Annotated in this window: 24 protein-coding genes; 15 read left to right on the top strand and 9 right to left on the bottom strand. The window is 72.1% G+C overall.

The genetic code is table 11. The features are described 5' to 3' along the window. The first annotated feature begins 106 nt into the window (after positions 1-106). Positions 107-2,383, top strand: coding sequence for a S9 family peptidase (locus tag AC3IYJ_RS42335; RefSeq protein ID WP_489403541.1), 2,277 nt, complete (start codon positions 107-109; stop codon positions 2,381-2,383). Here the strand turns inward: AC3IYJ_RS42335 and AC3IYJ_RS42330 are convergent. Then, complete coding sequence (locus tag AC3IYJ_RS42330; RefSeq protein ID WP_489403540.1) at positions 2,380-3,993, bottom strand: TROVE domain-containing protein; 1,614 nt, start codon at positions 3,991-3,993, stop codon at positions 2,380-2,382. The two genes, AC3IYJ_RS42335 and AC3IYJ_RS42330, sit on opposite strands and share 4 nt — an antisense overlap. Positions 3,994-4,339: 346 nt before the next feature. Here AC3IYJ_RS42330 and AC3IYJ_RS42325 point away from each other — a divergent pair, with 346 nt between their 5' ends. After that, the gene (locus AC3IYJ_RS42325; protein ID WP_489403539.1) at positions 4,340-4,993 is read left to right on the top strand and encodes an HAD family hydrolase; all 654 of its coding nucleotides are present in this window, start codon (positions 4,340-4,342) and stop codon (positions 4,991-4,993) included. Positions 4,994-5,107: 114 nt separating this feature from the next. On the opposite strand, the gene AC3IYJ_RS42320 is transcribed toward AC3IYJ_RS42325, so the two are convergent. Continuing rightward, positions 5,108-5,398: a hypothetical protein gene (locus tag AC3IYJ_RS42320; RefSeq protein WP_489403538.1), complete on the bottom strand. Its 291-nt coding sequence runs from the start codon at positions 5,396-5,398 to the stop codon at positions 5,108-5,110. A 94-nt stretch (positions 5,399-5,492) separates the two neighbouring features. Then, complete coding sequence (locus tag AC3IYJ_RS42315; protein WP_489403537.1) at positions 5,493-6,263, bottom strand: TetR/AcrR family transcriptional regulator; 771 nt, start codon at positions 6,261-6,263, stop codon at positions 5,493-5,495. Between the two features lie 144 nt (positions 6,264-6,407). Between AC3IYJ_RS42315 and AC3IYJ_RS42310 the strand changes: the two genes are divergently transcribed. Continuing rightward, the gene (locus tag AC3IYJ_RS42310; protein ID WP_489403536.1) at positions 6,408-7,940 is read left to right on the top strand and encodes an MFS transporter; all 1,533 of its coding nucleotides are present in this window, start codon (positions 6,408-6,410) and stop codon (positions 7,938-7,940) included. 71 nt (positions 7,941-8,011) lie between these two features. Here AC3IYJ_RS42310 and AC3IYJ_RS42305 read toward each other — a convergent pair whose 3' ends face one another. Beyond that, positions 8,012-9,907: a S9 family peptidase gene (locus AC3IYJ_RS42305; RefSeq protein WP_489403535.1), complete on the bottom strand. Its 1,896-nt coding sequence runs from the start codon at positions 9,905-9,907 to the stop codon at positions 8,012-8,014. Between the two features lie 156 nt (positions 9,908-10,063). Between AC3IYJ_RS42305 and AC3IYJ_RS42300 the strand changes: the two genes are divergently transcribed. Beyond that, positions 10,064-10,234, top strand: coding sequence for a hypothetical protein (locus AC3IYJ_RS42300; protein WP_489403534.1), 171 nt, complete (start codon positions 10,064-10,066; stop codon positions 10,232-10,234). Positions 10,235-10,320: 86 nt separating this feature from the next. Here AC3IYJ_RS42300 and AC3IYJ_RS42295 read toward each other — a convergent pair whose 3' ends face one another. Next, the gene (locus AC3IYJ_RS42295) at positions 10,321-11,259 is read right to left on the bottom strand and encodes a LuxR C-terminal-related transcriptional regulator (RefSeq protein WP_489403533.1); all 939 of its coding nucleotides are present in this window, start codon (positions 11,257-11,259) and stop codon (positions 10,321-10,323) included. A 321-nt stretch (positions 11,260-11,580) separates the two neighbouring features. Here AC3IYJ_RS42295 and AC3IYJ_RS42290 point away from each other — a divergent pair, with 321 nt between their 5' ends. The 7 genes from AC3IYJ_RS42290 (at position 11,581) to gatA (ending at position 16,809) form a co-directional block, all read left to right on the top strand. Continuing rightward, on the top strand, positions 11,581-11,880 hold the full coding sequence (locus AC3IYJ_RS42290; RefSeq protein WP_489403532.1) for a hypothetical protein: 300 nt from the start codon (positions 11,581-11,583) through the stop codon (positions 11,878-11,880). Between the two features lie 287 nt (positions 11,881-12,167). Next, positions 12,168-12,290, top strand: a complete 123-nt coding sequence (locus AC3IYJ_RS42285; RefSeq protein ID WP_489403531.1) for a hypothetical protein — start codon at positions 12,168-12,170, stop codon at positions 12,288-12,290. A gap of 209 nt (positions 12,291-12,499) precedes the next feature. Then, positions 12,500-13,564, top strand: a complete 1,065-nt coding sequence (locus AC3IYJ_RS42280) for a hypothetical protein (protein ID WP_489403530.1) — start codon at positions 12,500-12,502, stop codon at positions 13,562-13,564. A 126-nt stretch (positions 13,565-13,690) separates the two neighbouring features. Beyond that, positions 13,691-14,215, top strand: a complete 525-nt coding sequence (locus AC3IYJ_RS42275) for a nucleoside deaminase (RefSeq protein ID WP_489403529.1) — start codon at positions 13,691-13,693, stop codon at positions 14,213-14,215. A 107-nt stretch (positions 14,216-14,322) separates the two neighbouring features. Continuing rightward, positions 14,323-14,904 (top strand): nitroreductase family protein, encoded by a 582-nt coding sequence (locus AC3IYJ_RS42270; protein WP_489403528.1) that lies wholly within the window; start codon positions 14,323-14,325, stop codon positions 14,902-14,904. Positions 14,905-14,999: 95 nt separating this feature from the next. Further along, the gene (gene gatC / locus AC3IYJ_RS42265; protein WP_489403527.1) at positions 15,000-15,296 is read left to right on the top strand and encodes an Asp-tRNA(Asn)/Glu-tRNA(Gln) amidotransferase subunit GatC; all 297 of its coding nucleotides are present in this window, start codon (positions 15,000-15,002) and stop codon (positions 15,294-15,296) included. 4 nt (positions 15,297-15,300) lie between these two features. Next, a complete protein-coding gene (gene gatA / locus AC3IYJ_RS42260; protein WP_489403526.1) occupies positions 15,301-16,809 on the top strand; it encodes an Asp-tRNA(Asn)/Glu-tRNA(Gln) amidotransferase subunit GatA in 1,509 nt (502 codons plus the stop codon). A gap of 124 nt (positions 16,810-16,933) precedes the next feature. Here the strand turns inward: gatA and AC3IYJ_RS42255 are convergent, their stop codons facing one another. From AC3IYJ_RS42255 to AC3IYJ_RS42240, 4 genes are all read right to left on the bottom strand, one after another. Continuing rightward, on the bottom strand, positions 16,934-17,110 hold the full coding sequence (locus AC3IYJ_RS42255; RefSeq protein WP_489403525.1) for a hypothetical protein: 177 nt from the start codon (positions 17,108-17,110) through the stop codon (positions 16,934-16,936). 16 nt (positions 17,111-17,126) lie between these two features. Beyond that, positions 17,127-17,708, bottom strand: coding sequence for an LOG family protein (locus tag AC3IYJ_RS42250; RefSeq protein ID WP_489403524.1), 582 nt, complete (start codon positions 17,706-17,708; stop codon positions 17,127-17,129). Positions 17,709-17,754: 46 nt separating this feature from the next. After that, a complete protein-coding gene (locus AC3IYJ_RS42245) occupies positions 17,755-19,044 on the bottom strand; it encodes a Zn-dependent hydrolase (RefSeq protein WP_489403523.1) in 1,290 nt (429 codons plus the stop codon). 69 nt (positions 19,045-19,113) lie between these two features. Then, the gene (locus tag AC3IYJ_RS42240; protein ID WP_489403522.1) at positions 19,114-19,290 is read right to left on the bottom strand and encodes a hypothetical protein; all 177 of its coding nucleotides are present in this window, start codon (positions 19,288-19,290) and stop codon (positions 19,114-19,116) included. A 163-nt stretch (positions 19,291-19,453) separates the two neighbouring features. Here AC3IYJ_RS42240 and AC3IYJ_RS42235 point away from each other — a divergent pair, with 163 nt between their 5' ends. The 4 genes from AC3IYJ_RS42235 to AC3IYJ_RS42220 all read left to right on the top strand — a co-directional run bounded on the left by AC3IYJ_RS42235 (position 19,454) and on the right by AC3IYJ_RS42220 (position 24,454). Further along, positions 19,454-21,274, top strand: coding sequence for a S9 family peptidase (locus AC3IYJ_RS42235; RefSeq protein WP_489403521.1), 1,821 nt, complete (start codon positions 19,454-19,456; stop codon positions 21,272-21,274). Positions 21,275-21,488: 214 nt separating this feature from the next. Beyond that, positions 21,489-23,456: a carbamoyltransferase C-terminal domain-containing protein gene (locus AC3IYJ_RS42230; protein ID WP_489403520.1), complete on the top strand. Its 1,968-nt coding sequence runs from the start codon at positions 21,489-21,491 to the stop codon at positions 23,454-23,456. 87 nt (positions 23,457-23,543) lie between these two features. Continuing rightward, a complete protein-coding gene (locus tag AC3IYJ_RS42225; RefSeq protein ID WP_489403519.1) occupies positions 23,544-23,978 on the top strand; it encodes a hypothetical protein in 435 nt (144 codons plus the stop codon). Beyond that, entirely contained in the window at positions 23,948-24,454 is a 507-nt protein-coding gene (locus AC3IYJ_RS42220; protein WP_489403518.1) for a DinB family protein, read from the top strand. The genes AC3IYJ_RS42225 and AC3IYJ_RS42220 overlap by 31 nt, the downstream gene beginning before the upstream one ends. The last annotated feature ends 162 nt before the right edge of the window (positions 24,455-24,616 follow it).

Raw genomic sequence — 24,616 nt, 5'->3', positions numbered from 1 at the left:
GGGGGCGGCCCGAGTACCCCGCCGCCCCGGCCGTGTCCCTCCCGCACCGTCCCTGATCGAGCCCGCCCCAACCGTCGTCACCCCTGCCGTGAGGAAGTCGAGAAGAATGAGCACCACGCAGAACTACCAGGCCGCCGAGCAGCTCTTCCGCCGCCCTGCCCGCCCCGGCGAGCTCGTCGTCGGCGACAAGGTCCGGCCGCAGTGGATCGACGGGGGCGCCCGGTTCTGGTACGCGGTCAGCGACGGGGCCGGCCGGCGGTTCGTACTGGTCGACCCGGCGGCGGGTACCCGTGAGCCGGCCTTCGACCACGCGCTGCTCGCCGCCGCGCTGGGCGCGGCCTCCGGGCAGCAGGTGGATCCCGAGGCCCTGCCGTTCGCGGCCGTGGAACTGACCGGGAACGCCGTGGAGTTCGCCGCATTCGGCGAGTACTGGCGCTGCCGGCTGGACGGCTACTCCTGCGAGCCGGCCGAGTTCACGCCTCCGGGCAGCCCGCTGGACGTGCCCTCGCCCGACGGGAAGACCGCCGTGTCCCAGCGGGGGCACGACCTGTGGGCACGCTCGCTGACCGACGGCCGCGAGTGGGCACTGACCACCGACGGCGAGAGCGACCACAGCTACGGCTCCGGCCCGCAGTGCACGGGCAACGCCACCCTGCTGCGCAAGATCGGCCTGCCGCACCTGCCGCCCGCGGTGGCCTGGTCGCCCGACTCCATGAAGGTGCTGGCGCACCGGACCGATGAGCGCGGCGTCCGGCTGACCCACCTCGTGGAGGCCGCGCCCGCAGACGGCGGCGCGCCCGTCACCCGCACCCAGCGGTACGCCTACCCCGGGGACGAGGTCATGCCGCTGGCCGAGCTGGTCGTACTGGACCTCGTTTCGGGCACGGTGGTCCGGGCGCAGGCCGAGCCGCTGCTCATGCCGCAGTTGTCGCCGATCACGACCAAGTGGGCGTGGTGGGCCGCGGACGGCTCGGCCGTGTACTACCTCGGCCGCCCCCGCGACCAGCGCACCCTCACCCTGTACCGGATGGACCCGGCGACGGGCGAGGTCACCGCCGTGCTGAGCGAGAGCGGGGACACGCGGGTGGAGCCCAACCAGTGGATGTACGAGCCGCCGATCGTGCGGGTGCTGGCCGACGAGGTGCTGTGGTACTCGCAGCGGGACGGCTGGGGCCACCTGTACCGCTACGACCTGCGCACCGGCGCGCTGCTCGGGCAGGTCACCTCCGGGCAGTGGGCGGTACGGGAGATCCTGCGGGTCGACGAGGCCGAGCGGGTGGTGTACTTCAGCGCCTGCGGGCTGATCGACGAGGACCCGTACCGGCGCACGGTGTGCCGGGCCGGGCTGGACGGTTCGGGCTTCGCCCGGGTCACCGACGACGAGCTGGACCACGTGGTCGTCGTGGCGGACCGTCAGGAGTACTTCATCGACTCGGCGTCCACCGTCGACACCCCGCCGGTGTCCCGCGTACGGGACTGGGCCGGGCGGGTGCTGGTGGAGCTGGAGCGCGCCGACGTCGGCAGGCTCGCCGGCACCGGCTGGACGCCGCCGGAGCGGTTCCGCGTCAAGGCGGCCGACGGGGTGACGGACATCTACGGGGTGCTGTACCGGCCGCGCGGGTTCGACCCCGCCGTGAGCTACCCGGTGGTGGACAACGTCTATCCCGGTCCGCAGGTCAACCGGGTCGCCCCGTGCTTCGACCCCGGTGGGATGGGCCTCGACGCGGAACCCCTCGCGGCGCTGGGCTTCGTGGTGGTGGCGCTGGACGGGCGGGGCACTCCGGGGCGCAGCAAGGCCTTCCACGACGCCTCGTACGGTCGCCTCGGCGACGCGGGCGGCCTGGCCGACCATGTCGCCGCGCTGCGGCAGCTCGCCGCGACGCGGCCGTGGATGGACCTGGACCGGGTGGGCGTGTTCGGGCATTCCGGAGGCGGGTTCGCCGCGGCGCGGGCGGTCCTGGACTTCCCCGAGGTGTTCAAGGCCTCGGTCGCCCTCTCCGGTTCGCACGACACCCGCCACTTCAACCTGGGTTTCGTGGAGACCTACGACGGCGCGGACGCTCCCGAGGCCTGGGCCCGTTCCTCCAACGTGGGTCTCGCGGACCGGCTGACGGGCAAGCTGCTGCTCGTCCACGGCGAAATGGACGACCAGGTCCACCCGGACCACACGCTGCGGCTGGCCGACCGGCTCGTCGCCGCCGGCAAGGACTTCGAGCTGCTCATCGTGCCCGGGGCGGAGCACACCTTCATCGACTGCCTGACCTACGTCCGCAAGCGCGCCTGGGACTTCCTGGTGCGCGAGCTGATGGGCACGCAGCCGCCCGCCTACCGCCCCGCCCCGATCGCCCTCGGGCCCGAGCTGCTCGGCGAGCTCTTCGCCTAGGGCGGGCCCTGGTCCTGCGACGTCCAGGGCCAGCGGGCCTCGCGGCCGGCCTCGACGAGGCCGATCAGCCGGAACCCGGCGTCCGTCAGGCCGCCGAAGGTGTGCCGGTTCGGGCCGCCCGGGCCGTGGGCGGGCTGGTACCCCGCCAGGTTCCAGGTGTAGACCGGGACGTCCTGCGGTACCGATGAGGCCGGACCGCGTCGGGCCAGGTGCGGGCCCGTCTGCTCGTCGGTGACGATCAGGACCCGCTCGTGGTCCCGGTAGTGGGCGCACACCGCCTTGGCGGTGTCGGTGCCCCCGAGGTCGTGGAACCGTTTCAGCACGTCGAGCACCGGCTCCCCGGGTTGGAACGGCACCTGTGCGCTCGACGATCCGAACTCCACCAGGTCCGCCTCCTCGGCGCGCATCGCGAGCGCGGTGCCGAAGACTGCGGCGGCGTCCGCCCGGGACAGGGTGGAGCGCTCCGAGACGGTGCCGTAGAACATGGACCCCGACCGGTCCACCATGATCAGGGTCCGGCCGGTCAGGGCCGGTACGTTGGCCAGCGAGTGGCTCAGCGCCAGTTCCAGCCGCGCCGACCAGCGCGGCGAGGGCGCGTGGCGGTGGGCGGCCAGGTAGCGGAAGGGGAACTGCCGGGACCGGGCGACCTCTTCGGGGTCCGAGATCCGTGCGGCGACTTCGGCCGCCGCCTCGTCCGAGATCCCGGCCCCGTCGAAGTTGCGCAGGTTGCGCAGCAGCGCCATCGGTCCCATCGAGGGGATCACGGCTTCCCAGACCGCGGCGTCCATCGGTCCCTGGAGCCAGCCCGCCAGGGCCTCCCAGGTCATGCCCGCCGCGGCCAGCCGCTCGGCGCCGTCCGGCCCGGTGACCACGGCCCGCCGCTCGTCCGCAGGCAGTTCCATCAGGGTCCGGTGTGCGGTGAGCAGCCGGTCGCCGGCCGGCGGCGCCGCGGCCTGCGGATGGTGGCGGCGGTCCAGGGCGTGCCGGAAGAGCTCGCCCTGCCAGGGCTTGGCCGGGTCGGGTGTGGCGTGGACGAGGTTGAGGACGTCGCCGAAGCGGAAGGCCTTGGAGGCAGTGTCGTACTTCAGCAGGGAGCGGGAGGAGTACAGCCGCCGTACGGCGTCGGCGACGCCCCGTTTCACGGGCTGCGGGACGCTGCGCCCGTAGGCCGAGGTCCAGTGGGCGAGCAACTCGCCGGGCTCGTCGGCGCGCTGGAGCACGGAGTCGATGACGGACCGGTTGGACGGCCCCTCGCAGGATCCGGCGGCGAGCCGTGCCCTGACGTACACGGCCGCGCCGACCAGGGAGGCCGTTCGCATGTTTCCTTCGCCGCGGAGCCAGCGCAGCAGGCCGGCCGTCCATACGGGGTCCTGGAGGGCGAGTTCGCCCACGAGGCGGGTGTAGCGCTCGTCGCGCTGCGGGCCGCTCTCGTAGAAGGTCTGCTGGGAGACGAAGTTCCCGACGGCCAGGAGGAAGAGCTCCTCGCGCGGCTCCCGGACGAAGGCGGGTCCGCCTTCGTGGGTGAACGGGTGGTGGTGGGACCACGGAACGGACGCGGACACGGACGCGGTGCGGGCCGCCGCGGCGGAGATGTGCGGGGCCACGAGCATCTCGGACCAGATCTTCGACGTGCGCGGGGTGTGGCGAGGCAGGGAATCCCCCCGGATCCAAAGGCGATGGGGAGCCCCGTCCGAGGCGTCCGACGGGGCGGAGGGACGGGCGGGGCGCAGGCGCCCGCGCCACCCCGAGATCAGAAGTGGCTGCGGCGTCACTTGGTTTCGGAAGGAAGTAGCCGCAGCCGAGCGCATCGGGGGACGCGGTCGCGCCGTCACATTAGGCAGGCCCGCGCGCCGCGTGCCAGTCAATTAAATGCCCGGGTCTCCCGGCCCCCGGCCGTCTCTCCGTCCGTCCGTCCGGCCCGGCCGGAGTGATCGTGACAAGGCCTATGCTGCCGGGATGATCAACCCGATTGAACTCGTCATATTCGACTGCGACGGGGTGCTGGTCGACAGCGAGCGCATCGCCGCGCGTGTCCAGGTCGCCCTCGGTGCGGAGTTGGGCTGGCCGCTGACCGAGGGCGAGGTCGTGGAGCGGTTCATCGGGCGCTCGCACGCCGCCATCCGCGAGCAGGTCGCCGACCGGCTCGGCCCGGACACCGCCGCGATCTGGTCGAAGCGGTTCGAAGAGCTCCACCGCGAGGCCGTGGATGCCGGGCTGGCTCCGGTCGACGGGCTGCCGGAAGCACTGGACGCGCTGCTCGCGACGGCGACCTGTGTCGCCTCCAGCGGCTCCCACGACAAGATGCGGCACACCCTGGGCCGCACCGGGCTCTACGAACGGTTCGCGGGCCGCATCTACAGCGCCTCCGAGGTCTCCCGCGGCAAGCCCGCGCCCGACCTGTTCCTGCACGCGGCCCGGCGGATGGGCGTCGACCCGCGGGCGTGCGTGGTGGTCGAGGACAGCAGGCCCGGCGTCCTCGCCGCCCGTGCGGCCGGCATGCGGTCCTTCGGCTACGCCGGCGGGCTGACCCCGGCCGAGCGCCTCGAAGGCGAGGACACCGTCGTCTTCCACGACATGCGCGACCTGCCGGGACTCATCGCCCAGCGGTAGGCGGCGGCCGGGGCGGGAGCACTCCGTCGCCACCACTTCGAACCCCTCGGAGCCGCACATCCGGCGTACGACGAACCGGGTGGCCATCCGTTCGTCCCGACCGCGCCCGAGCGGTCAGGCCTCGGGGGCGCTTCCGGATTCGCGGGCGGCGTGGCGCAGCACTTCCTGCGAAGGCGGGATCCGCGGGGCCGGCCGGTCGGGGCCGAGGGGGCCTAAGTGGCCCACGGGGCGGCGGTGGACCACGGCACGGTACGCCGTGATCAGCACGATCAGCAGGCTCATCGCCCACAGGACGTACGCAGTGTGATCGTAGGCGTGCCGGCCTGCCCACCAACCGGCCGCCGAAAGGCCTGCGCCGATCATGAAGCCGTCCAGGATGATCCGTTCCCTGCCGTACAAGGCCATCCGCAGGTCCTCCAAGTCACTCCGAGTGACCTTCAGGATCCCACCGGCCTCCGGTGATCACGCGCCCCCTGAGGGTGAATTCAGCCTTCGGGGATCAGTGCGGGAGGCGCAGGGCCAGGCCGTCCAGGATGACTTCCAGGCCGTACGTGAACTTGGCCTCGCGGATCGCGGCGGGGTCGGCGACTTCGGCGGATGCGTAGGACCGGGTGAGGTGGTCGTGGCCGGCCACGGCTTCCTGGGCGGCGGGCATCAGGCGGGCGACGAAGCCGGCTTCGGTCTCGCCCGAGCGGGCGATCGTGGTGAGCCAGGCTGCCTCGGTGGTGCTCATCCCGATGACGTAGGTCAGCACGGTGTCGATGGCGCGGGTGGGTTCGGGGAAGCCCGCGGCCGTGAACAGGGCTGCCAGCCGTTCGGAGAAGGACATGAGGTTGGGGCCGAGGTAGGCGAGGCCGGCCTGACCGAGGACCGAGGCCAGCCAGGGGTGGTTCAGGGCCGTCGTACGGAAGGAGGCGGCGGCCGCGGTGACGGCGGTGCGCCAGTCCCCGCGGGCCGATTCGGCGGTGGGGACGGTGATTTCGGCGACCACCTCGTCCACGGCGAGCTCCATGAGCTCCTCCTTGGTCGCGACGTGCCGGTAGAGGGAGGTCGCGCCCGAGTTCAGGCGGGCGCCGAGCTTGCGCATGCTCAGCGCGTCGATGCCCTCCGCGTCCAGCATGAGCACCGCCTCGCCGACGATCGCTGCCCGGCTGAGCGCCGGTCGCTGCGGCTCGCGCGGGGTCCGGGCCCAGACCGAGGGGATGGGGGACTTGGCCGCCGTCCCGGCGGGTGCTTCAGGGGCGGCGGTGTCGGCGGGCTTCCTGGGCATGGCGGTCCCTCTCCTCCTGCGTACGGCGTTGCGTACGGCGTTCGCATCGAGCGTACATGGATGAACCCTTGCGCACACTGTTCCGTGCTGCGTACAGTGTGCGCATCGAAGGAACAGTGTGCTCAGACCGGAAGGAAAGTCCTCATGGAAACCCGCGATCCGCGTCGTTGGTGGATTCTCGTAGTGCTCTGCCTCAGCACCCTGGTCCTGGTCGTCGACAGCATGGCCCTGACCGTCGCGGTGCCGGCCATGACCGCGGACATCGGGGCGAGCGCGCAGGACACGCAGTGGATACTCGACTCCTACATCCTGGTCTTCGCCGGGCTGTTGCTCACCTCCGGAAGCCTCGGTGACCGGTTCGGGCGCCGGAAGGTCATGATCATCGGCCTGCTGCTCTTCGGGGCGGCCTCGCTGGCCGCGAGCTTCTGCACCACTGCGGGCGAGGTGATCGCCGTACGGATCGCGATGGGCGTCGGCGGGGCGCTGATCATGCCCTCGACCCTGTCGATCCTCATCACCGTCTTCGACGAGGACGAGCGCGGCAGGGCGATGGCGGCGTGGGGTTCGGTGTCCATGCTCGGGCTGGTCGGCAGCCCGGTGCTCGGCGGCGTGCTGATCGACCGCTTCTCCTGGCACTCGATCTTCTTCATCAACGTGCCCGTCGTCGTACTGGCCGTCGTGGCGGCGCTGACCCTGATGCCGGAGTCCAAGGGCCCCTGGCAGAAGCCGGACCCGCTGGGCGCGGTGCTGTCGGCGGTCGGCATGACCGCCCTGATCTGGTGGATCATCGAGCTCCCGCAGCACGGCGCCCTCGGCGGGCGCTCCGCGCTCACCCTGGCCGTCGCGGTCCTCTCCCTCGCCGGGTTCGTGGTCTGGGAGAACACCACCGCCGCACCGATGGTGCCGCTGGTCCTCTTCAAGAACCGCAACTTCAGCGGTGGTTCGCTCTCGCTGACCCTCGTCCAGATCGGCAACGGCGGCCTGCTGCTGGTGCTCACCCAGTACCTGCAGTTCGTCCTCGGCTACTCCCCCGTCAAGGCGGGCCTGGCCTTCGTACCGCTCGCCGTCGCCGCGCTGATCGGCAACGGGGCCGGGGCCGGGCTCGCCGCGAAGGTGGGCAACCGACCGCTGGTGGTGGCCGGCATGGTCGTCATGGCGGGCTCCTTCGCCCTGCTGACCACCGTCTCGGCGGACACCGGGTTCACCGTTCCGGCCGTCGCTCTGGGCCTGCTCGGGCTCGGCGCGGGTCTGGCGATGCCGGCCGCGGTCGGCGCCCTGATGGGGACCATCCCGCAGGACAAGGCGGGCGTCGGCTCCGCGCTCAACGACACCATCCAGCAGGCCGGTACCGCGCTCGGCATCGCCATCCTCGGCTCGCTCCTGACCAGCGGCTTCACCCGGCAGATGCCGGCCGGTGCCCCGGAGGAGGCGAAGCGGTCCATCGGCGGAGCGCTGGCCGCGGCCCAGGGCGACACCGGACTGGCGCGGGCCGCCCGGGACGCCTTCACCTCCTCGATGTCGACCACCTTCACCATCAGCGCGATCGGCGTCCTGGCGGCGGCGGTGCTGGCGGGGGTCGTGATGCGGGACGGGAAGGCGGGCGGAACCGAGCAGAAGGCCGGGGGCGACGCCGAGGCCGAGGCTGCCGCCGCCGCGGACCGGGAGCTCGCCGTCTGATCCACCGGACACCGCGAGGAGGCCGGCGCCCTGACGGGGCGCCGGCCTCCTCGCGTTTCGGCCGTCGGCTGCTAGTAGGGAACCAGGGAGTCGCCCTCGGGCCAGGACAGCAGGTCGTCCTGGGGAGCGGGGTCGCGGCCCGGGAGGAGGTGGGTGGCGAGGAAGCGCTCCGCAGCCTCGTAGAAGCGCAGGCGGTTCTCGGGTCTGGCCATGCCGTGTCCTTCGTCCGGGAAGACGATGTACTCGTGCGGGATGCCCTTGGCCCGCAGGGCGGCGACGATCCGTTCGCTCTCCGACTGCTTGACGCGCGGGTCGTTGGCGCCGTGGACGATCAGGAGCGGGATCCGGATGTCGTCGACCCGGGAGAGCGGCGAGCGGGACCACAGGAAGTCCGCATCGGTTTCGGGGTTGCCGACGCGGGTGTGCATCTGCGCGATCGTCGGCGCCCAGTACGCCGGGATCCCCTCGATCAGGGTCGCCAGGCTGGACGGTCCGACCACGTCCACCGCGCAGCGGAACCGGTCCGGTGTGAAGGCGGCCCCCACCAGTGCGGCGTAGCCCCCGTAGGAACCGCCGTAGATGCCCACGAGATCGGGGTCCGCGTAGCCGCGGGCGATCGTCCAGTCGAGGGCGTCGATCAGGTCGTCGTGCATCCGGCCGCCCCATTCGCGGTCGCCGGCGTTGACGAAGTCCTTGCCGTACCCGGTGGACCCGCGGAAGTTGACTTGTACGCAGAGGTATCCGCGGTCGGCGAGCCACTGGGCCTCGCTGTCCAGGCGCCAGCTGTCGCGGGTCCAGGGGCCGCCGTGCACCTTGATGACGGTCGGCAGGTCGCGGCGCGGCCTCCGGGTGGGGAAGGTGAGGTAGCCGTGGATGGTCAGGCCGTCCCGGGCGGTGAACTCGAAGGGTTCGATCGGGGTGAGCCCGGCGCCTTCCAGGGCGGGGCGGTCCGAGAAGAGGTACGTGCCGGTCTTCGTCGGGCGGTGGTAGGTGTAGAAGCGGGTGGGTCCGCCGGAGTGGTCGTACGCGGTGAGCCAGACCGTGTCCTCGCGGTCCCGGGAGACCAGGCGCAGGTCGCCGTCGTCCAGTCGGCGCAGTGCGTCGAGTTCGGGCTGCGCCGCGGGGTCGAGGGCGTGCCACCGGGCCCGTTCGCCGGCGAAGGCGATCATGGTGGGCTTGCGCGAGGCGCGCTCGCCGATCATGGAGGTGACGTCGTACTCCGGATGCTCGGCGACCACTTCCATCGTGCCGTCGGCCAGGTCCATCCAGACGAGCCGGGTGGTGTTGGCGCCGGCCGACGTGGTCAGCAGCAGTCGGCTGCCACTCGCGTCGAAGCGCAGCGGCACGGTGGACAGGCCGTCCTCGTGGCCGACCTCCAGGAGCGGGCGCCACGGCGCGTCGGGGCCGCCCCGGTCGCGGACGACCACGGTCCGGCCGCCGTCCGGGCGGGCGTTGACCGCCGCGCGCACCGCCAGGTCGCGGTCGGCGACCATGGCGACCAGGCCGGGGTTGCGCAGGACGCGGGTCAGCCTGCCGTCCTCGATGCCCAGCTCGTACACGTCGTGGAGGCGGGGGTTGTCTATGTTCAGGCCGACCAGGATCCGGTCCGGGACGTCGAGGTCGACGCCGATCACCTGGGTCTGGACGTTGTCGAAGGGCGTCAGGTCCCGGGTGTCGCCGGTCCGCGGGTCGATGTCGTACAGGCGCCAGTTCTCGTCCCCGGCGCGGTCCTGGAGGTAGCCGATGCGGGAGCCGTCGGGGGTCCAGAAGCAGGTGCGGATGCCGCGGTTGGCGTCGTGGGTGACCGGGCGCGGGTCGTCGGCGCCCAGGGGCGCGGTCCAGACGTTGAGGACCCCTTCGTACGGGGCGATCCAGGCCAGCCGGGTGCCGTCGGGCGCGAGCTGCGGAGAGATCCGCTCGGGGTTGCCGAAGAGTGCTTCACGGGGGATCAACGAGGGCTCGGTCACCCCGTAGACGCTAGTCGGGGCCGTCGGCCGAACCGCCTCGCGCATCAGTCGGTTGAACGGCGCGACCGGGGTGCCTCGACAGTCCCGGACCTCTCTTGCAGACTGGCCGCCGCTCCCTCGCGGGGGCGCCGTCGGCTACGAAATTCGGGGGGACGTGTGAGCGAGGGGCTCCGGACGATCGCCGCGCCCGACCTCGCCGCCGTGCTGGGTACGGTGCCCCGCGCGGGCGGGCTCGCGTACCGCCGGGCGGCGGGCGGTTCGGGGTGGATCCCGGAGGGTTCGAGCGGCGGCGGCGCGGCGTTCAACCGATCCCGCGCGGCTGTTTGAACGGGGCTTCGCGGAAGCGGAGCCGAGAAGCTGCGGAGCTGTGGAGGTGCAGGGCTGTGCGGCTGAAGAGCTGCTCGTGCGAGGCCTCAGCGCTCGGCGGGCAGCAGCCCTTGCTGCACCGCTCGTACGCCGGCCTCGAAACGGCTGCGGGCTCCGAGACGGTCCATCAGCTCGGCGGCGACGCGGCGCACCGTACGGGAGGAGACGCCGAACTTCTTGGCGATGGCCTCGTCGGTCAGCCCGTTGGCGAGGAACTGGAGCACCTCGGCCTCCTGGCGGGGCAGCCCGCAGGGGTCGGGAGCGGGCTGGCAGCCGAACGGCGTGGCGGCGGCCCAGGTGCTGTCGAACAGGGCGCACAGCGCGGCCACGTTCCCCTCGCTCTCCACGAGGTCGGCGCCGCTGCGGGCATCGGAGAGCCGGGTGGGCAGGATGGCCTGCTTGCGGTCGATGATGATGAGCCGGGTGGGGAGGCTGGGTACGGTGCGCACCTCGCCGCCCATCTCGTGGAGCCAGGTCACGTGCTCGACCATGGGCTGGTGGTTGCGGACGCTGTCCAGGTAGATGGTGCGCATCCTGATGCGCCTGCGCAGCAGGTCCGCGTTGGGCTCGCGGCTGGCGGCGAGGTCCTCGGCCCGGTGTGCTCCGCCGGGAGCGAAGGTCATGACCTCGGATTCCGCCGCCTGTCCCAGTTGCGCCAGGCGGCGCCGTATCTCGTCGACCCCGGCCAGGTGGTCGGTGGCAGAAGTGGAAGTGCCCACGGAGGAGTACTCGGCGATGAGCTCGGCGGCGGCGGCCCTGGATGCCTCGACCCTGGACTGTTCCTCCGCGAGCCGGGCCTGCTGACGGGCCAGCAGCAGTTCCATCGCGAGCCGCGGGGCGACCGGGCAGTAGCCGATGTCGGAGCTGTCGGTGGGCCGGATGAGGGAGAGTTCGCTGAGGCGGGCTAGTGCGCGGCAGATCTCTTCCTCGTCCGTTCCGTGCCGCGCCGCGAGATCCCTTACGCCTTCCTGGGGATTCGCCAGCATCGAGCGGTACACCTTTTCGGAAAGGGAATCGATCCCCAGACCTACCAGCATGCGCGCCCCCTGATCAGTGCATCCGCATTTCGACTATGGCGTCGGTGTGAGCGGCATCCTAGTGGCCTGAACCGGAGATCCTTCGGCCGAACTGGGCAAACGGAGTTGATGATCTCTTCGGAGGTCCGGGTCACGGGCGCGGACCACCAGCGGCGGTTGCAGGGGCCCCGCGGCGCGGCGCGGCGGGACCCCGCGCCCGTTGTTGCCATGTCATAAAGAGGACCGGTTGGCCACCCGCGGCCCGGCCGGGTGCGGGCCGATCATGGGCGCATGTATCTCATCCATGCCCAACTGATGGCCAGGAGCGGGGCGTTCCTTCCCGAGGAGGCCGCTGCCATCGTGCGGGGGTTCGCCCGCGCGGAGGAGCGCGTCGAGTACGTGTCCGCCCACCCGGAGGGCTTTCCCCAACCGGTCCTCGGGCTGTTCCTGCTCAGCGGCAGCGAGCAGGAGGCGGAACTGGAAGCGGAAGCGGTGTGCCGGCGGGCTCTGGCCGCCAGTCCGCTGCTCCAGGACTTCGTCCTGCTGGCGTGCCGGGCCGCCGTCCCCCGGGAGCCCTTCGCGGACATCTAGTGGGGCGTCAGACCGTCGCTTTCGGGGGCATGGCGGGCCAGTTGACCAGGGTGGGACCACCGGCGACCGGCTCTGTCCACATTGTGACACTTCCCGTTCAGGACAGGCGGAACCTCTTCCCTGAGGTCCTCGGCTTTCGGCAGAGTTCCACTCGTCGGAGCGACCAAATTCGATTGAGTATGACTAGAGGATCACACCAGGCCGATCGACCTGTGATCCCCGATCGTTGTCGGAGGGAAGTCCCGTTGTCTGCATTTCGCCGCCTCCTTGTCCTGTCCGTGCTTTGCGTGGGTCCGCTGACGTCCCTGGCTGTCGCCGAGGGGGCCTCGGCCGCACCCGTCCGGGCCGAGGCCGTCGTAGTGCCGTCCGACGCCGGTGAGAACCCTGACGACCTGACCTGGGGCGGCTGACCAGCACGCCTGGGCCTCGCGTGGCGACCCACGGGACCGACCGGTCCAGCACCGCCCGCACCGCCCGCACCGCGATTCCCTCCTTCCTCCCCAATTCTTTTCGGCGATCGGCCGATTACGGGAGAGTTTCTCCGGGTGCCACCAAAAGTAGGGATCCCGGGAATGCATTGGTATTCGTATACGGTTCTGCCCTTCATCGAGGAGCCAGTATGAGAAATCATCAGCAGGATGAGGGGACCGAAACCGGAACTGGCAATCCAGACCACCTGATCGCACTGCGGGACAAGGCGCTGCGGGAATTCCCCGTCGAGTGGGTTCCCATCGAGACCCTGACGGTTTCCTCGACGCCCCGCGTGGACGGCGAGGACCTCGCCTACGCCCGCGCCCTGGCCGAGGCGGGAGCGGCGCTGCCGCCGATCCTGGTCCACCGCGCCACCATGCAGGTCGTGGACGGCGTGCACCGGCTGCGGGCCGCCCGGATCCGGGGAGCCGACTGCGTCGAAGTCCGGTTCTTCGACGGGACCGAGGCGGAGTCCTTCCCCCTCTCGGTGGCCATCAACGTCGCCCAGGGCCGCCCGTTGTCCTCGACCGACCGCACGGCCGCCGTGACCCGCATCCTGGCTTCCCATCCGCACTGGTCGGACCGCGGGGTCGCGGCCATCGTCGGACTGTCGCCGCAGAAGGTCGGGCACATCCGGCGGCGCACGCTGGATCCCGCACGGCAGGTTCCCTCGCGCCTGGGCAGGGACGGCCGGGCCCGGCCGCTCAACTCGGCTCGGGCCCGCACGCTGGCCGGCGAGTTGATCCGCGCCAACCCCGAGGCCTCACTGCGGCAGATCGGCCAGCAGGCCGGGCTGTCCCCGGCCACCGTCGCCGACGTACGGGCCCGGCTCCAGCGCGGTGAGGACGTGGTGCCGCCGCAGCAGCGCGGGCTGGCCGCCGTGCCGTCGGTCCCGCACAAGAAGACCGCGGAAGCCGCGCCGCGCGGGGCCGACGCCGTGCCCAAGTCCGTCACGCAGCTCCTCGCCCTCTACGACACGCTGCGGCGCGACCCGTCCCTGCGGTTCAACGACAGCGGACGCGCGCTCCTGCGCATGCTCGAGGTGTGCGCCCTGGTGGCCCGGGACCGTCAGCGCATCGCCTCCACCGTGCCGCACCACTGCAAGGGCCCGGTGTCGGAGCTCGTGCACGGCTTCGCCGACGTCTGGGCCGGGCTGGCCGAGCAGTTGAAGGGGACGGAGCTGACGGAGCTGCTCGACACCCGGACGGTGTGACGACTCCGACCCCCTTCCTCCCCTCCCTCGTTCCCTCCCCCGTCGTTCCCTCGCTCCGTCGATCGCACCCGTCGCCCGTCGAGGGCGCCCACCTTTCCGAGAGCCCCTGAGGACCAAGGACCGCAGATGACCCTCATCGACCATTCCCCGATCGTCCAGAGCCCGGCGGAGCAGAGCCCGACCGGCCAGGAGCAGGCCTGGATGGAACAGGCCCTCGACCTGGCGGCCGCCAACGTCGCCGCGGGCGGCGGCCCCTTCGGGGCCGTGGTGGTCCGGGACGGCCTGGTGCTCGGCCGCAGCGGCAACCGCGTCACCGACTCCCACGACCCCACCGCCCACGCGGAGATCATGGCCATCCGCGTGGCCTGCGAGAAGATCCAGGACTTCCGCCTCGACGGAGCCCTGCTGATCAGCTCGTGCGAGCCGTGCCCGATGTGCCTGACAGCCATCCTCTGGGCCCGCGTGGACCGCGTGCTGTTCGCCGCCGACCGGTACGACGCCGCCACCGCGGGCTTCGACGACCTGGAGTTCTACCGGCTGCTGGAACGCCCCCGCTCCACCTGGTCGGTGCCGGTGGCCCGGATGTCCCACGAGAAGGCGCAGCTCCCCTTCGAGGCTTGGTCCGCGTACGCCGACCGGATCGACTACTGAGACCGCGTTCCCCGACCACCACCACCCGTACGGGGCCGCGCCCGCGGACCCCGTAGGACCGACCGGCTCGTCCACGTGTGCGACGGGTCGCGCGAAAGGGCTCCCGCATGGACGTGATGACCGCGATCCTGACCCGGCGCAGCGAGCAGGTGCTGGTCGAGCCCTCCCCCGGTGAGGAGGAGTTCGCCTACCTCCTGCGCGGCGCGGCGGCCTTCCCCGACCACGGGCCGCTCGACCCCTGGCGGTGGATCCTGCTGCGCGGCGAGGACCGGCGGGTGCTGGGCGACTGCCTGGCCGGGGACGGGCCTTCCGGGGACGGGCCGACCGGGAATTCCGTGCGGGGCGGGGCCGCCCCGCTGCTCGCGGCCCTGGTCCTGGCCCCGCGCGGCGACCGCCGGCCGGCGCAATGGGAGCCCGTGTCGGCCGCCGGCGGCATGGTGCACGCGCTGATCCTGCTGCTGCACGGCCGCGGCTACGGCAGCACTTGGCGGATCGCACACCGGCCGCACAGCCCCGCCACGGCGGCCGCGCTGGGGCTGGGGGCCGGCGAGCGGCTGCTCGGGGGCCTGAGCATCGGCACCCCCGCCTCCGGTGCGCCGCCGCGCAGGGCCCTGGCCGATGTCGCCTCGCAGCTCTCGGTGTTCTCGACCGCCGCCGCTGACGCCCCCGTCCCGGCACGCGCCCGCTGACCGGCGGACCGGACGGTACGGTGGCGTACCAACTCGGCCGCCGCGCAGCGCAGTCGGCCGGGTTCGGCAGTTCGTACACATGTGAAAGGCGCTCGATGCCCGGCATTACCCGTGACGAAGTCACTCATCTCGCCCGGTTGTCCCGGCTGGAGCTCAGCGATGCGGAGGTGGGGGACTTCACCGGTCAGCTGAACGCCATCGTCGAGGCCGTCGCCCGCGTCTCCGAGGTCGCGGGCCAGGACGTGGCGCCGACCTCCCACCCGCTGCCGCTGACGAACGTCATGCGCGCGGACGAGGTGCGGCCCTCGCTCTCCCCCGAGCAGGCGCTCTCCGGCGCCCCCGCCCAGGAGCTGCAGCGGTTCAAGGTGCCCCAGATCCTCGGGGAGGACTGACGACATGAGCGCCGACAACGATCAGAGCGTCATCAAGCTCACGGCCGCCGCTACCGCCGAGAAGATCGCCTCCGGCGAGCTCACGGCCGTCGAGGTCACCGAGGCCCACCTGGCCCGCATCGAGGCCGTGGACGAGAAGGTGCACGCCTTCCTGCACGTGGACCGCGAGGGCGCCCTCGCCCAGGCGCGCGCCGTCGACGCCAAGCGCGAGCGCGGCGAGAAGCTGGGCCCGCTGGCCGGGGTCCCGCTGGCGCTCAAGGACGCCTTCACCACCGTCGGGGTTCCGACCACCGCCGGTTCGAAGATCCTGGAGGGCTGGATCCCGCCCTACGACGCCACCCTGACGCGCAAGCTGAAGGAGGCCGACGTCGTCATCCTCGGCAAGACCAACATGGACGAATTCGCCATGGGGTCCTCGACGGAGAACAGCGCCTACGGGCCCACCTGCAATCCGTGGGACCTGACGAGGGTTCCCGGCGGCTCCGGCGGCGGCTCGGCCGCCGCCCTGGCCGCGTACGAGGCCCCGCTGGCCATCGGCACCGACACGGGCGGCTCCATCCGCCAGCCCGCGTCGCTGACCTGCACGGTGGGGGTGAAACCCACGTACGGCGGTGTCTCCCGCTACGGCCTGATCGCGTACTCGTCCTCCTTGGACCAGGGCGGCCCGTGCGCCCGTACGGTGCTGGACACGGCGCTGCTGCACGAGGTGATCGCCGGGCACGACCCGCTGGACTCCACCTCGATCGACGCCCCGGTCCCGCCGGTCGTCGAGGCGGCCCGCAACGGCTCCGTCGCCGGCATGCGCGTCGGTGTCGTCAAGCAGTTCGCCGGCGAGGGCTACCAGGCCGGCGTCGTCCAGCGCTTCAACGAGTCCGTCGAGCTCCTCGAGGAGCTGGGCGCCGAGATCGTCGAGCTGGACTGCCCGTCCTTCGACCTGGCACTCGCCGCGTACTACCTGATCGCGCCGTCCGAGTGCTCTTCCAACCTGGCCCGCTTCGACGCCATGCGCTACGGCCTGCGCGTCGGCGACGACGGCGTGCGGTCCACGGAGGAGGTCTCCGCGCTGACCCGGGAGGCCGGTTTCGGCGACGAGGTCAAGCGGCGCATCATCCTCGGTACGTACGCGCTCAGCTCCGGCTACTACGACGCGTACTACGGCTCGGCGCAGAAGGTCCGCACGCTCATCACGCAGGACTTCGAGAGGGCGTTCGAGCAGGTGGACGTGATCGTCTCGCCGACCATGCCGACCACCGCCTTCCCGATCGGCGAGCGCGTGGACGACCCGCTCGCGATGTACCTGGCCGACCTGTGCACCATCCCGACCAACCTGGCCGGCAACTCCGCCATGTCGCTGCCCTGCGGCCTGGCCCCGGAGGACGGTCTCCCGGTCGGACTGCAGATCATCGCCCCGGCGATGAAGGACGAGCGGCTGTACAAGGTCGGCGCGGCGGTGGAGAAGGCGCTGGAGGAGCGGTGGGGCGGCCCGCTGCTCGCCAAGGGCCCCATGCTCTGACGGTGGGCGCCGGCCGGGCTCCTCGCCCCGCCCGGCCCGCCCGCCGTGCACGGCCATGGGGCGGCCCGCTCGCTGCGGGCCGCCCCATCATGGCGCCGGTGAAGGTGCGCGGCGTACCCGGCCTCTAGAGGCCGCGCCAGGCGGGATCTGAGTCGTCGCAGCCTGCCCCGTCGGGCCCCTGTCCGCAGGACTGGTGGGTCTGCCCGGGTTCTTGGCGGACGGGCCGCTCGAAGGTCTCCAGCAGTTCGGCGCCGCGGGAGGCCTCGGACTTGCGCGCGAAGGGCCGGGTACTGAGGATCACGGTCCGCTCCTCGTGCTCAGGCCGCGACGGCGAGCGGGGCCCGCAGTCGCAGGAGGTCGCAGGCCAGCCGCGGGCAGTCGGTCGCCTGGATGAGCCGGCGCTCGGACGGGGCGAGGAACCCTTCGGCCACCAGGTGGTCGAGGAGGGCGAGGAGCGGGTCGAAGAAGCCGCGGTGGTTGACGAGGACGATCGGCTTGTCGATCATGCCGAGCTGGTTCCAGGTCAGGACCTCCATGACCTCGTCCAGGGTGCCGATGCCGCCGGGGAGTACGGCGAATCCGCTGGAGAGGGCGTACATCAGGGCCTTGCGCTCGTGCATGGTGGCGACGACGTGGATGGTTCCCAGCGGGTCGTCGGCCTGCTCGCGCTCGCGCAGCGCCTGGGGCACCACGCCGGTGATGTCGCCGCCGCCCTCCATGACGCCCTGGGCGACCGCGCCCATCACGCCCACTCCGCCGGCTCCGTAGACGAGGCCCGAGCCGCGGCGGGCCAGTTCGAGCCCGAACTCGCGGGCGAAGTCGATGTGGTCGGGGTGGATGCCCGGCCGGGCACCGCAGAACACCGCGATGTCCGGCCCCGCTTCGGCTGTTGATGCCATGTCTGCTCCCTGGGTGGTGGCTGGTTGCTCGGTGGGTGGTGGGTCGTCACTGCGGGCTGTGGCCGAGGGTGCGCAGCACGGTGTGCAGCAGCACGTTGGCGCCGCCGACCAGGTGCTCCGGGTGGGTGTCCTCCTCGGGCACGTGGCTGACCCCGCCGATGCTCGGGACGAAGATCATGGCGATCGGCGCGATGTCCGCCACGACCTGCGCGTCGTGGCCCGCGCCGCTGGGCAGCTGCAGGTGCGACAGGCCCAGTTCGTCGGCGCTGAGGGCGATCGCCGCGCGCAGCGGGGCGTGGGTGGCCACGGGCTCGGAGCGGGTCAGTGCGGTGACGGTGATGCCGGTGCCGGTCCGGTCGGCGATCCGCCGCAGGGCGCCCCGCATCGCGTCCTCGGCCGTGCGCAGGCGGACCGGGTCGGTGTCGCGCAGGTCGACGGTGAGCGTGACGGCGCCCGCGATGGTGTTGGGGGTGTTGGGGTAGGCGTCCAGGTGGCCGACGGTGGCCACCCGGCACAGGTCCTGCCCGCCGCTGATCTCCTCGGCGGCCACGACCACGAGGGCCGCCGCGACCATCGCGTCGCGACGGCCCTCCATCGGCGTGGTGCCCGAGTGCCCGGCGCTGCCCTGGATCCGGAGCGTCAGTACGGCCCGTCCGGTGATCGCCTCGACGACGCCGATCCGCGCTCCGGCGCGTTCGAGTACGGGTCCCTGCTCGATGTGCAGTTCGAGGTAGGCGGCGACCGATCCGGGGGACCAGGCCGCGGTCCCCAGGGCGTCGAGGTTTCCGCCGGCTTCCTCCAGGGCCCGGCGCAGCGGCCGGCCGTGGTGGTCGGCGGGCTCGCCGGGGAGCGCGTCCAGCCGTCCGGCCAGGGCCATGGACCCCCAGAAGGGCTGGGGGAACAGCGCGCCCTCCTCGTTGGCGAAGCCCACGGCCACCAGCTCGTACGGGGTGTCGAGCCCGGCCTCGGCGCAGGACTGGAGGACCTCCAGGGCCGCCAGGACGCCGTAGGCCCCGTCGAGGGGACCGCCGTTGACGACGGTGTCGAGGTGCGAGCCCATGAGGACGGCGGAGCTCTGGCCGGCGCTGTCGTCGGGCAGCGGGCGGCGCATGATCACGTTGCCGGCGGCGTCCACGCAGGCGGTCAGGCCGGCGGCGTGGGCCTGGCCGATGAGGTAGGTGCGGGCCTCCTGGTCGGCGGGACCGAAGCCCGGCCGGGTGATCCCTCCGGTGGCGGGGTCGACTCCGATGGCCGCCAGTTCGCGGATTCGACGCAGCAGCCGGCCGCCGTTGATCCGCAGCGATGTGGCCGGCGGCGAGATGAGTGTCTCGGTCATGCTCCGCTCCTGTGGGAAATCTTGTCGACGCGGTGTTCCGAAGGGAAAGCGTCACCACGGCCCGATGATTCAGTCAAGAACTGCCGATTGAATGCGCGGATGTTCGACCGAGTTTTTCACGCGCTTGAACATTCGCCCGACAATCCCCTCGATCGGGGCCACGACCTGCGATTCTGTCAAGGTGTCGACCGTTTGAACAGGCGTCGGCACACTGTCGCCGTCCAACCGTATTTCGTCCAACTGCATTTCGTTGACATCGATCCGAATAAGTTCATAGTTTTACGGCATGATCCCCTCCGATATCAGCCTTCTTCCAATTCTCGGGCGTCCGACCCTGTCGGGCGACGGCCGTTTCGCCGTCGTATCCGTCTCCCGTGTCGACCTCGACGCCGACGACAGCGTTCACGAGTTGTGGCTGGCGGACACCACCGGACGCAGCCCCGCCCGCCTCCTGACGCAGGGGCCCTACGACGGTGCTCCGGCGTTCTCGCCGGACGGGCGCTGGCTGGCGTTCCTGCGCCCCGCCCCCGGCGGCCCCGCGCAACTGCACCTGCTGCCCATGAACGGCGGCGACGCCTTCGTGGTGACGGACCAGCCGCTCGGTGCGGGCCAGCCGGTGTGGAGCCCCGACTCGCAGCGGATCGCCTACGCCGCCCGGGTCCCGCAGGCGGGCCGCTACCGGCGCGGGGTCCCGCCCCAGAAGGAGGCCCCGCGGCGGATCACCAAACTGCGGTACATGGCCGACGGCTTCGGCTACTGGTTCGACCGCCCCAGGCAGGTGTTCGTGACCGACCCGTTCACCGAGGACCGGGCCACGGTCCAGGTCACCGCCTCCGAGCACGACCACGGCGACATCGCCTGGAGCCCGGACGGGGCCCTGCTGACCTTCGTCGCCGCCCGGCACGCCACGCACGGAGACGACCTGCGCAACGACGTGTGGGTGTGCCCCTCCGACGGCACCGGCGAGCTGCGCGCCCTCACCGACGGCGGCCTGACCCTGGGCTGCCCGCGGTTCTCCGCGGACGGCACCCTGGTCTGCTTCGCGGCGGAGAACCTCGACGAGCACAGCCAGGGGATCGCCAACAGCAGTTACGGCCTGTGGTCCGCTCCGGTCGACGGTTCGGCGCCGCCGCGGCGGCTGACCGACCCGGAGCCGTACCACCTCAGCTACTCCAGCCAGATGATCGCCACCGGCCGTGAGGGCGTGTACTTCGCCAACGACCGCCGCGGCGAGGTCAACCTGATCCTCGTCCCCTACGACGGCGGCGAGCCCACCCCCGTGATCACCGGGGAGCGCCAGGTGAACGGGTTCGCGGTGGCCGAGGGCGAGCACGGCGTCACGATCGCCGCGGTCGTCGCCGACGCGTCCAGCGCGGGCGACCTGATGGTGTGGTCCAACGGAACCGAGCGGATGCTCACTTCGTTCGGTCCTCGGCTGGGGGCCACCGGCCGCGTGCTGCCGGCCGAGGAGTTCACGGCCACCACCCCGGACGGCTACCCGCTGCAGGGCTGGATCGTGCGCCCCGAGGGCGAGGGACCGCACCCCGTCATCCTGCAGATCAAGGGCGGGCCCTTCACCCAGTGGGGCTACACCCTCAACGGCCCGGCCTCCTTCGAGGAGGCGCAGGTCTACGCGGGCGCCGGCTACGCGGTGGTGCTCGGCAACCCGCGCGGCGCCGCCGGCTACGGCCAGGCCCACGGCAAGTACATCCTCGACGACCTGCCGCGCCGCACCGCCGAGGACCTGCTGACCCTGCTGGGGGCCGCGCTGGAGGCTCCCGACCTGGACGGCGGCCGCGTGGGAATGATGGGCGGCTCGTTCGGCGGCTACATGGCGGCCTGGATGGCGGCCCACCACGGCAAGCACTTCAACGCCGCCATCGCCGAGCGCGGTTGCTACGCCATCGACAGCCACAGCGCCTCGTCCGACGAGGGCATCATCCTGTCGCTGGCCCTGTACGGCACGGACCCCGAGCGGTGGCGCGACGCCAGCCCCCTGACGCACGCGGACGGGATCGACCTGCCCGTGCTGCTGATCCAGTCGGAGGAGGACCGGCACACCCCGATGGAGCAGGCGCAGCGCATGTTCGTGGCGCTCAAGCTGCGCGGAGTCCCCGTCGAAATGCTGGTCTTCCCCGGCGAGACGCACGAGATGTCCCGGACCGGGCTGCCCAGCCACCGCCTGGCCCGCTACGAGGCCGTCCTGGAGTGGTGGGCCCGCCACCTGTGAGTGCGTGATGCCTAGGCCGTCTCTTTCGGCTCCGACTCCCTCCGCGCGCCGCGGGCGATGCCCCGGTGCTTCGCAGCCCGTCGGCAGCCGCCGAACGCACCGCCGCCGGTCGCGCCGCGTAACCGCCCGACGCGACCGGCGCCGCCCCGACTGACGAAGCACCCGCGCAACAGGACCCAGCCCTGTGACCGGAACCAGGAATGAGGCATCGGCCATGACCGACCACCCCGTCGAGCACTATCTCTCCACCTACCTGACGCCGCCGGGCGAGCGGTCCGTGCTCTCGCCCCGCCACGACCACAACGTGGCGCTGTGGCGGCGCGGTCCCGGCTCCGTGGAGCTGGTCCGCCACTGGGAACTGGAACGCATCAGCGGCCGCAAGCACCACGCCATGCCGCTGTACACCCCCGAGCGGGCCGAGGCCTTCCTGGCCGGCCTGCTCGCCACCGAGGGACTGACCCTCGCCGACATCAGCGCCACCTGGGGCACCCCGGGGCTGCCGGGCCACCAGCCGCTGCCGCTGCCGCCCGGCAGCGAGGGTCTGGCGGTCCACACGCTGGCGCACCTCTTCAGCGGTCTGCTGCTGGACAGCCGGATCTTCAAGGAAGAGACCATCATCGGCCTCGCCGTGGACGCGGCGCCCGACCTGATCCTCGAGGACGAGCGCCCCACCGGCTACTACGCGGGCTGCGTCTCGGTGAAGGGCCGGCTGACCTTCGCCGCGGTGGAGTCCCCGGCCCCGCTCTACCTCGCGGCGGACCGGCTGTTCGGCAAGGAGCCGGGCACCCTGATGGCCCTGGCCACCGCGTCGGTGGCGGAGATCTCCTTCGACGCCGAGGAGGCCGTCGCCGGGATCGAGCTGTTCGGCGGGAAGGTCCTGCCCTGGCCGGCCGCGTTCGGGCTCGTGGAGAAGGTCGTCGCCGCCGCCCGCGAACAGCTGGCGGGCCCCAGCCCCGACGTCCGCTTCAGCGACGAGGACAACCTGCAGAGCGCGGTGATGAAGGTCGTCCAGCGCTGCTGCGATCTGATCATCATGCGCAACGTCGAGCGGCTGTGCGCCCTCGCGGACGTCCGTACCGAGGACTGCTACCTCTCCATGAGCGGCGGGTTCGCCCTCAACTGCCCCACCAACACGGTGACCCTGGACCGGTACGGCTTCCGCGGCCTGCTGGCCCCGCCGTGCGCCAACGACTCCGGCGAAGCCCTGGGCATCGGCCTCCTCGGCCTGCACGCCCTGCGCGCCTTCGACGACGCCGACCTGCACATCGCCACCGCGTACTACGGCAACGAACTGCGGGACGTGGACGCGGCGGTGGAGGAGTTCGCCCCCTGGGTCGAGCAGGTCACCGACTTCTCGCCCGAGCAGTTCGCCCGGGACCTTGCCGACAGCGTGATCGCCTGGGCCGACGGCGCCGCGGAGATGGGCCCCCGGGCGCTCGGGCACCGCAGCCTGCTGGGCGACCCGCGCTCCGAGAAGGTCAAGGACCTCCTCAACGAGTACAAGCAGCGCCAGTGGTGGCGCCCGGTCGCGCCGATCGTGCTGGCCGAGCACGCGGAGCCCTGGTTCGTGCAGCGCCGCCCCTCCCCCTTCATGCTGGAGGCCGTCGAGGTGCGCGAAGAGGTACGGGAGCGGGTGCCGGCCATCCTCCACCTGGACGGCTCCGCCCGTCACCAGACCCTGACCGCGCAGGCCAATCCGTTGCTGCACCGGGCGATCGAGGCCTTCCACGCCGCGACCGGGGTACCGATCGTGTGCAACACCTCGCTCAACGACCGCGGCGAGCCCGTCGTGGACACCGCCGCGCAGACGCTCACCTTCTGCGTACGCAAGGGCATCCGCGTCGCCTACCTCGGCGGGCGCCGGGTGCTCCTGCGGACCGAGCCGACGCCGCCGACCGCGGTGCCCCGGGGCCCGCGTCCCCGGGACGACCACTGGTTCACCGGCCAGGAGGCCGACCGCGACGGCTACTGGAACGAATGGCTCGCCCGCGGCTACACCGAGGGCGGTCTGATGCTGATGACGGGTACCCCGCAGCTGCTCGCCGACCGGGAGACCTACACCCCGAACCGGGTCAATTTGTTGGCGGAGCGGGTGGCGGCCGCCGATCCGGGCTTCGCGAAGGGCCTGGCGGACTACCTCGTCGAGCAGGACCTGCCGCGCTCCAAGGCCGCCTCTTCCTGAGCCCCGCGCCCTCCGGCCGGGCCCGTGCGAACGGGTCCGGCGGGAGGGCTTCAGCCGTTTCGCGCGATGCCCCCGAAGGGAGCCCGAATGCAGCACACCGCCGAGCTGGCGCCCGAGTTGGCGGCCGACAGCCCGCGCCACCTCATCGCCGCCGCACTGCACGAACTCCTGGTGACCGTGGACCGTGCCACGCCCCTGGGCGAGGCCCAGGTCGCGGCCCTGGAAGCCGCCCACAAACTCCTGGAGGCGGACGGCGCCGCGTACCATCCGTCCGAGATCCGCACCGAGATCCTGCGCGAAGCGCTGGGCTCGGCCCGTGCTGCCGTCTCCGCGGCCGCCACGGCCACCGTGCTGGCCCAGGACATGTGGCGGCACGAGGCCCGTGCGGCCGCAGCGGGCGGCCGTCGACCGCACCACGTCCCCGTACCGTCCCCGACCGCGCCGGCCGCGGCCCGGCCTCCGGGCCCGCACGCGCCGGACAAGGAGAGCCCATGGCCGTCGACCGCGACTTCCCGCCCCTGATCGCCGACGAACGCGAGATGCTGCGCGCCTATCTCGACTACCAGCGCGCCACCCTCGCCATCAAATGCGACGGGCTCGCCGACGAGGACCTGCGCCGGCAGTCGGTTCCGCCCTCCACGCTGTCCCTCCTGGGGCTGGTCCGGCACATGGCCGAGGTCGAACGGGCCTGGTTCCGCCGGATCATCGGCGGCGAGGACATCCCGCTGGTCTGGTCGGACCAGGGCGACTTCCAGGTGGCCTACGAGGTCGCCGGGGCCTCCGGGAGCGAGGCGTTCGCCGCCTGGGAGGCGGAGATCGAGCGGTCCCGCGCCATCGAGCGGGAGGCCAAGTCCCTGGACGTCACCGCCTATCTGGCCAAGGCGGACAGCCAGGTCTCGCTGCGCCGGGCCATGGTCCACCTGATCGACGAGTACGCGCGCCACAACGGCCACGCGGACCTGCTCCGCGAGGCCATCGACGGAACCGTCGGCTTCTGACCCCTCCTCTCCTTGCTTCCCTTTCCCAAGTCCCTGCCGTCGGCCCCCCGGAGCTCCAGTGCTCCGGGGGGCCGACGGCATTCGCGCACCCGGAGCCGGCCCGCCCCAAGAACACGTCCAAGCGGCTGTTACACCCGGTTGGACATTTCCCGGACCGCATTT

The organism is Streptomyces sp. GL_140, from assembly GCF_057834465.1.
Note: the sequence above shows the minus strand (reverse complement) of the source record. Positions and strands in the feature narration are given on the sequence as shown.

Bases quoted from the DNA above. Each gene is read 5' to 3' on its own strand.
- AC3IYJ_RS42335 (WP_489403541.1), top strand. From the start codon at position 107: ATGAGCACCACGCAGAACTACCAGGCCGCCGAGCAGCTCTTCCGCCGC.
- AC3IYJ_RS42330 (WP_489403540.1), bottom strand. From the start codon at position 3,993: ATGCTCGTGGCCCCGCACATCTCCGCCGCGGCGGCCCGCACCGCGTCC.
- AC3IYJ_RS42325 (WP_489403539.1), top strand. From the start codon at position 4,340: ATGATCAACCCGATTGAACTCGTCATATTCGACTGCGACGGGGTGCTG.
- AC3IYJ_RS42320 (WP_489403538.1), bottom strand. From the start codon at position 5,398: ATGGCCTTGTACGGCAGGGAACGGATCATCCTGGACGGCTTCATGATC.
- AC3IYJ_RS42315 (WP_489403537.1), bottom strand. From the start codon at position 6,263: ATGCCCAGGAAGCCCGCCGACACCGCCGCCCCTGAAGCACCCGCCGGG.
- AC3IYJ_RS42310 (WP_489403536.1), top strand. From the start codon at position 6,408: ATGGAAACCCGCGATCCGCGTCGTTGGTGGATTCTCGTAGTGCTCTGC.
- AC3IYJ_RS42295 (WP_489403533.1), bottom strand. From the start codon at position 11,259: ATGCTGGCGAATCCCCAGGAAGGCGTAAGGGATCTCGCGGCGCGGCAC.
- AC3IYJ_RS42290 (WP_489403532.1), top strand. From the start codon at position 11,581: ATGTATCTCATCCATGCCCAACTGATGGCCAGGAGCGGGGCGTTCCTT.
- AC3IYJ_RS42280 (WP_489403530.1), top strand. From the start codon at position 12,500: ATGAGAAATCATCAGCAGGATGAGGGGACCGAAACCGGAACTGGCAAT.
- AC3IYJ_RS42275 (WP_489403529.1), top strand. From the start codon at position 13,691: ATGACCCTCATCGACCATTCCCCGATCGTCCAGAGCCCGGCGGAGCAG.
- AC3IYJ_RS42270 (WP_489403528.1), top strand. From the start codon at position 14,323: ATGGACGTGATGACCGCGATCCTGACCCGGCGCAGCGAGCAGGTGCTG.
- gatC (WP_489403527.1), top strand. From the start codon at position 15,000: ATGCCCGGCATTACCCGTGACGAAGTCACTCATCTCGCCCGGTTGTCC.
- gatA (WP_489403526.1), top strand. From the start codon at position 15,301: ATGAGCGCCGACAACGATCAGAGCGTCATCAAGCTCACGGCCGCCGCT.
- AC3IYJ_RS42250 (WP_489403524.1), bottom strand. From the start codon at position 17,708: ATGGCATCAACAGCCGAAGCGGGGCCGGACATCGCGGTGTTCTGCGGT.
- AC3IYJ_RS42245 (WP_489403523.1), bottom strand. From the start codon at position 19,044: ATGACCGAGACACTCATCTCGCCGCCGGCCACATCGCTGCGGATCAAC.
- AC3IYJ_RS42240 (WP_489403522.1), bottom strand. From the start codon at position 19,290: ATGCAGTTGGACGAAATACGGTTGGACGGCGACAGTGTGCCGACGCCT.
- AC3IYJ_RS42230 (WP_489403520.1), top strand. From the start codon at position 21,489: ATGACCGACCACCCCGTCGAGCACTATCTCTCCACCTACCTGACGCCG.
- AC3IYJ_RS42225 (WP_489403519.1), top strand. From the start codon at position 23,544: ATGCAGCACACCGCCGAGCTGGCGCCCGAGTTGGCGGCCGACAGCCCG.
- AC3IYJ_RS42220 (WP_489403518.1), top strand. From the start codon at position 23,948: ATGGCCGTCGACCGCGACTTCCCGCCCCTGATCGCCGACGAACGCGAG.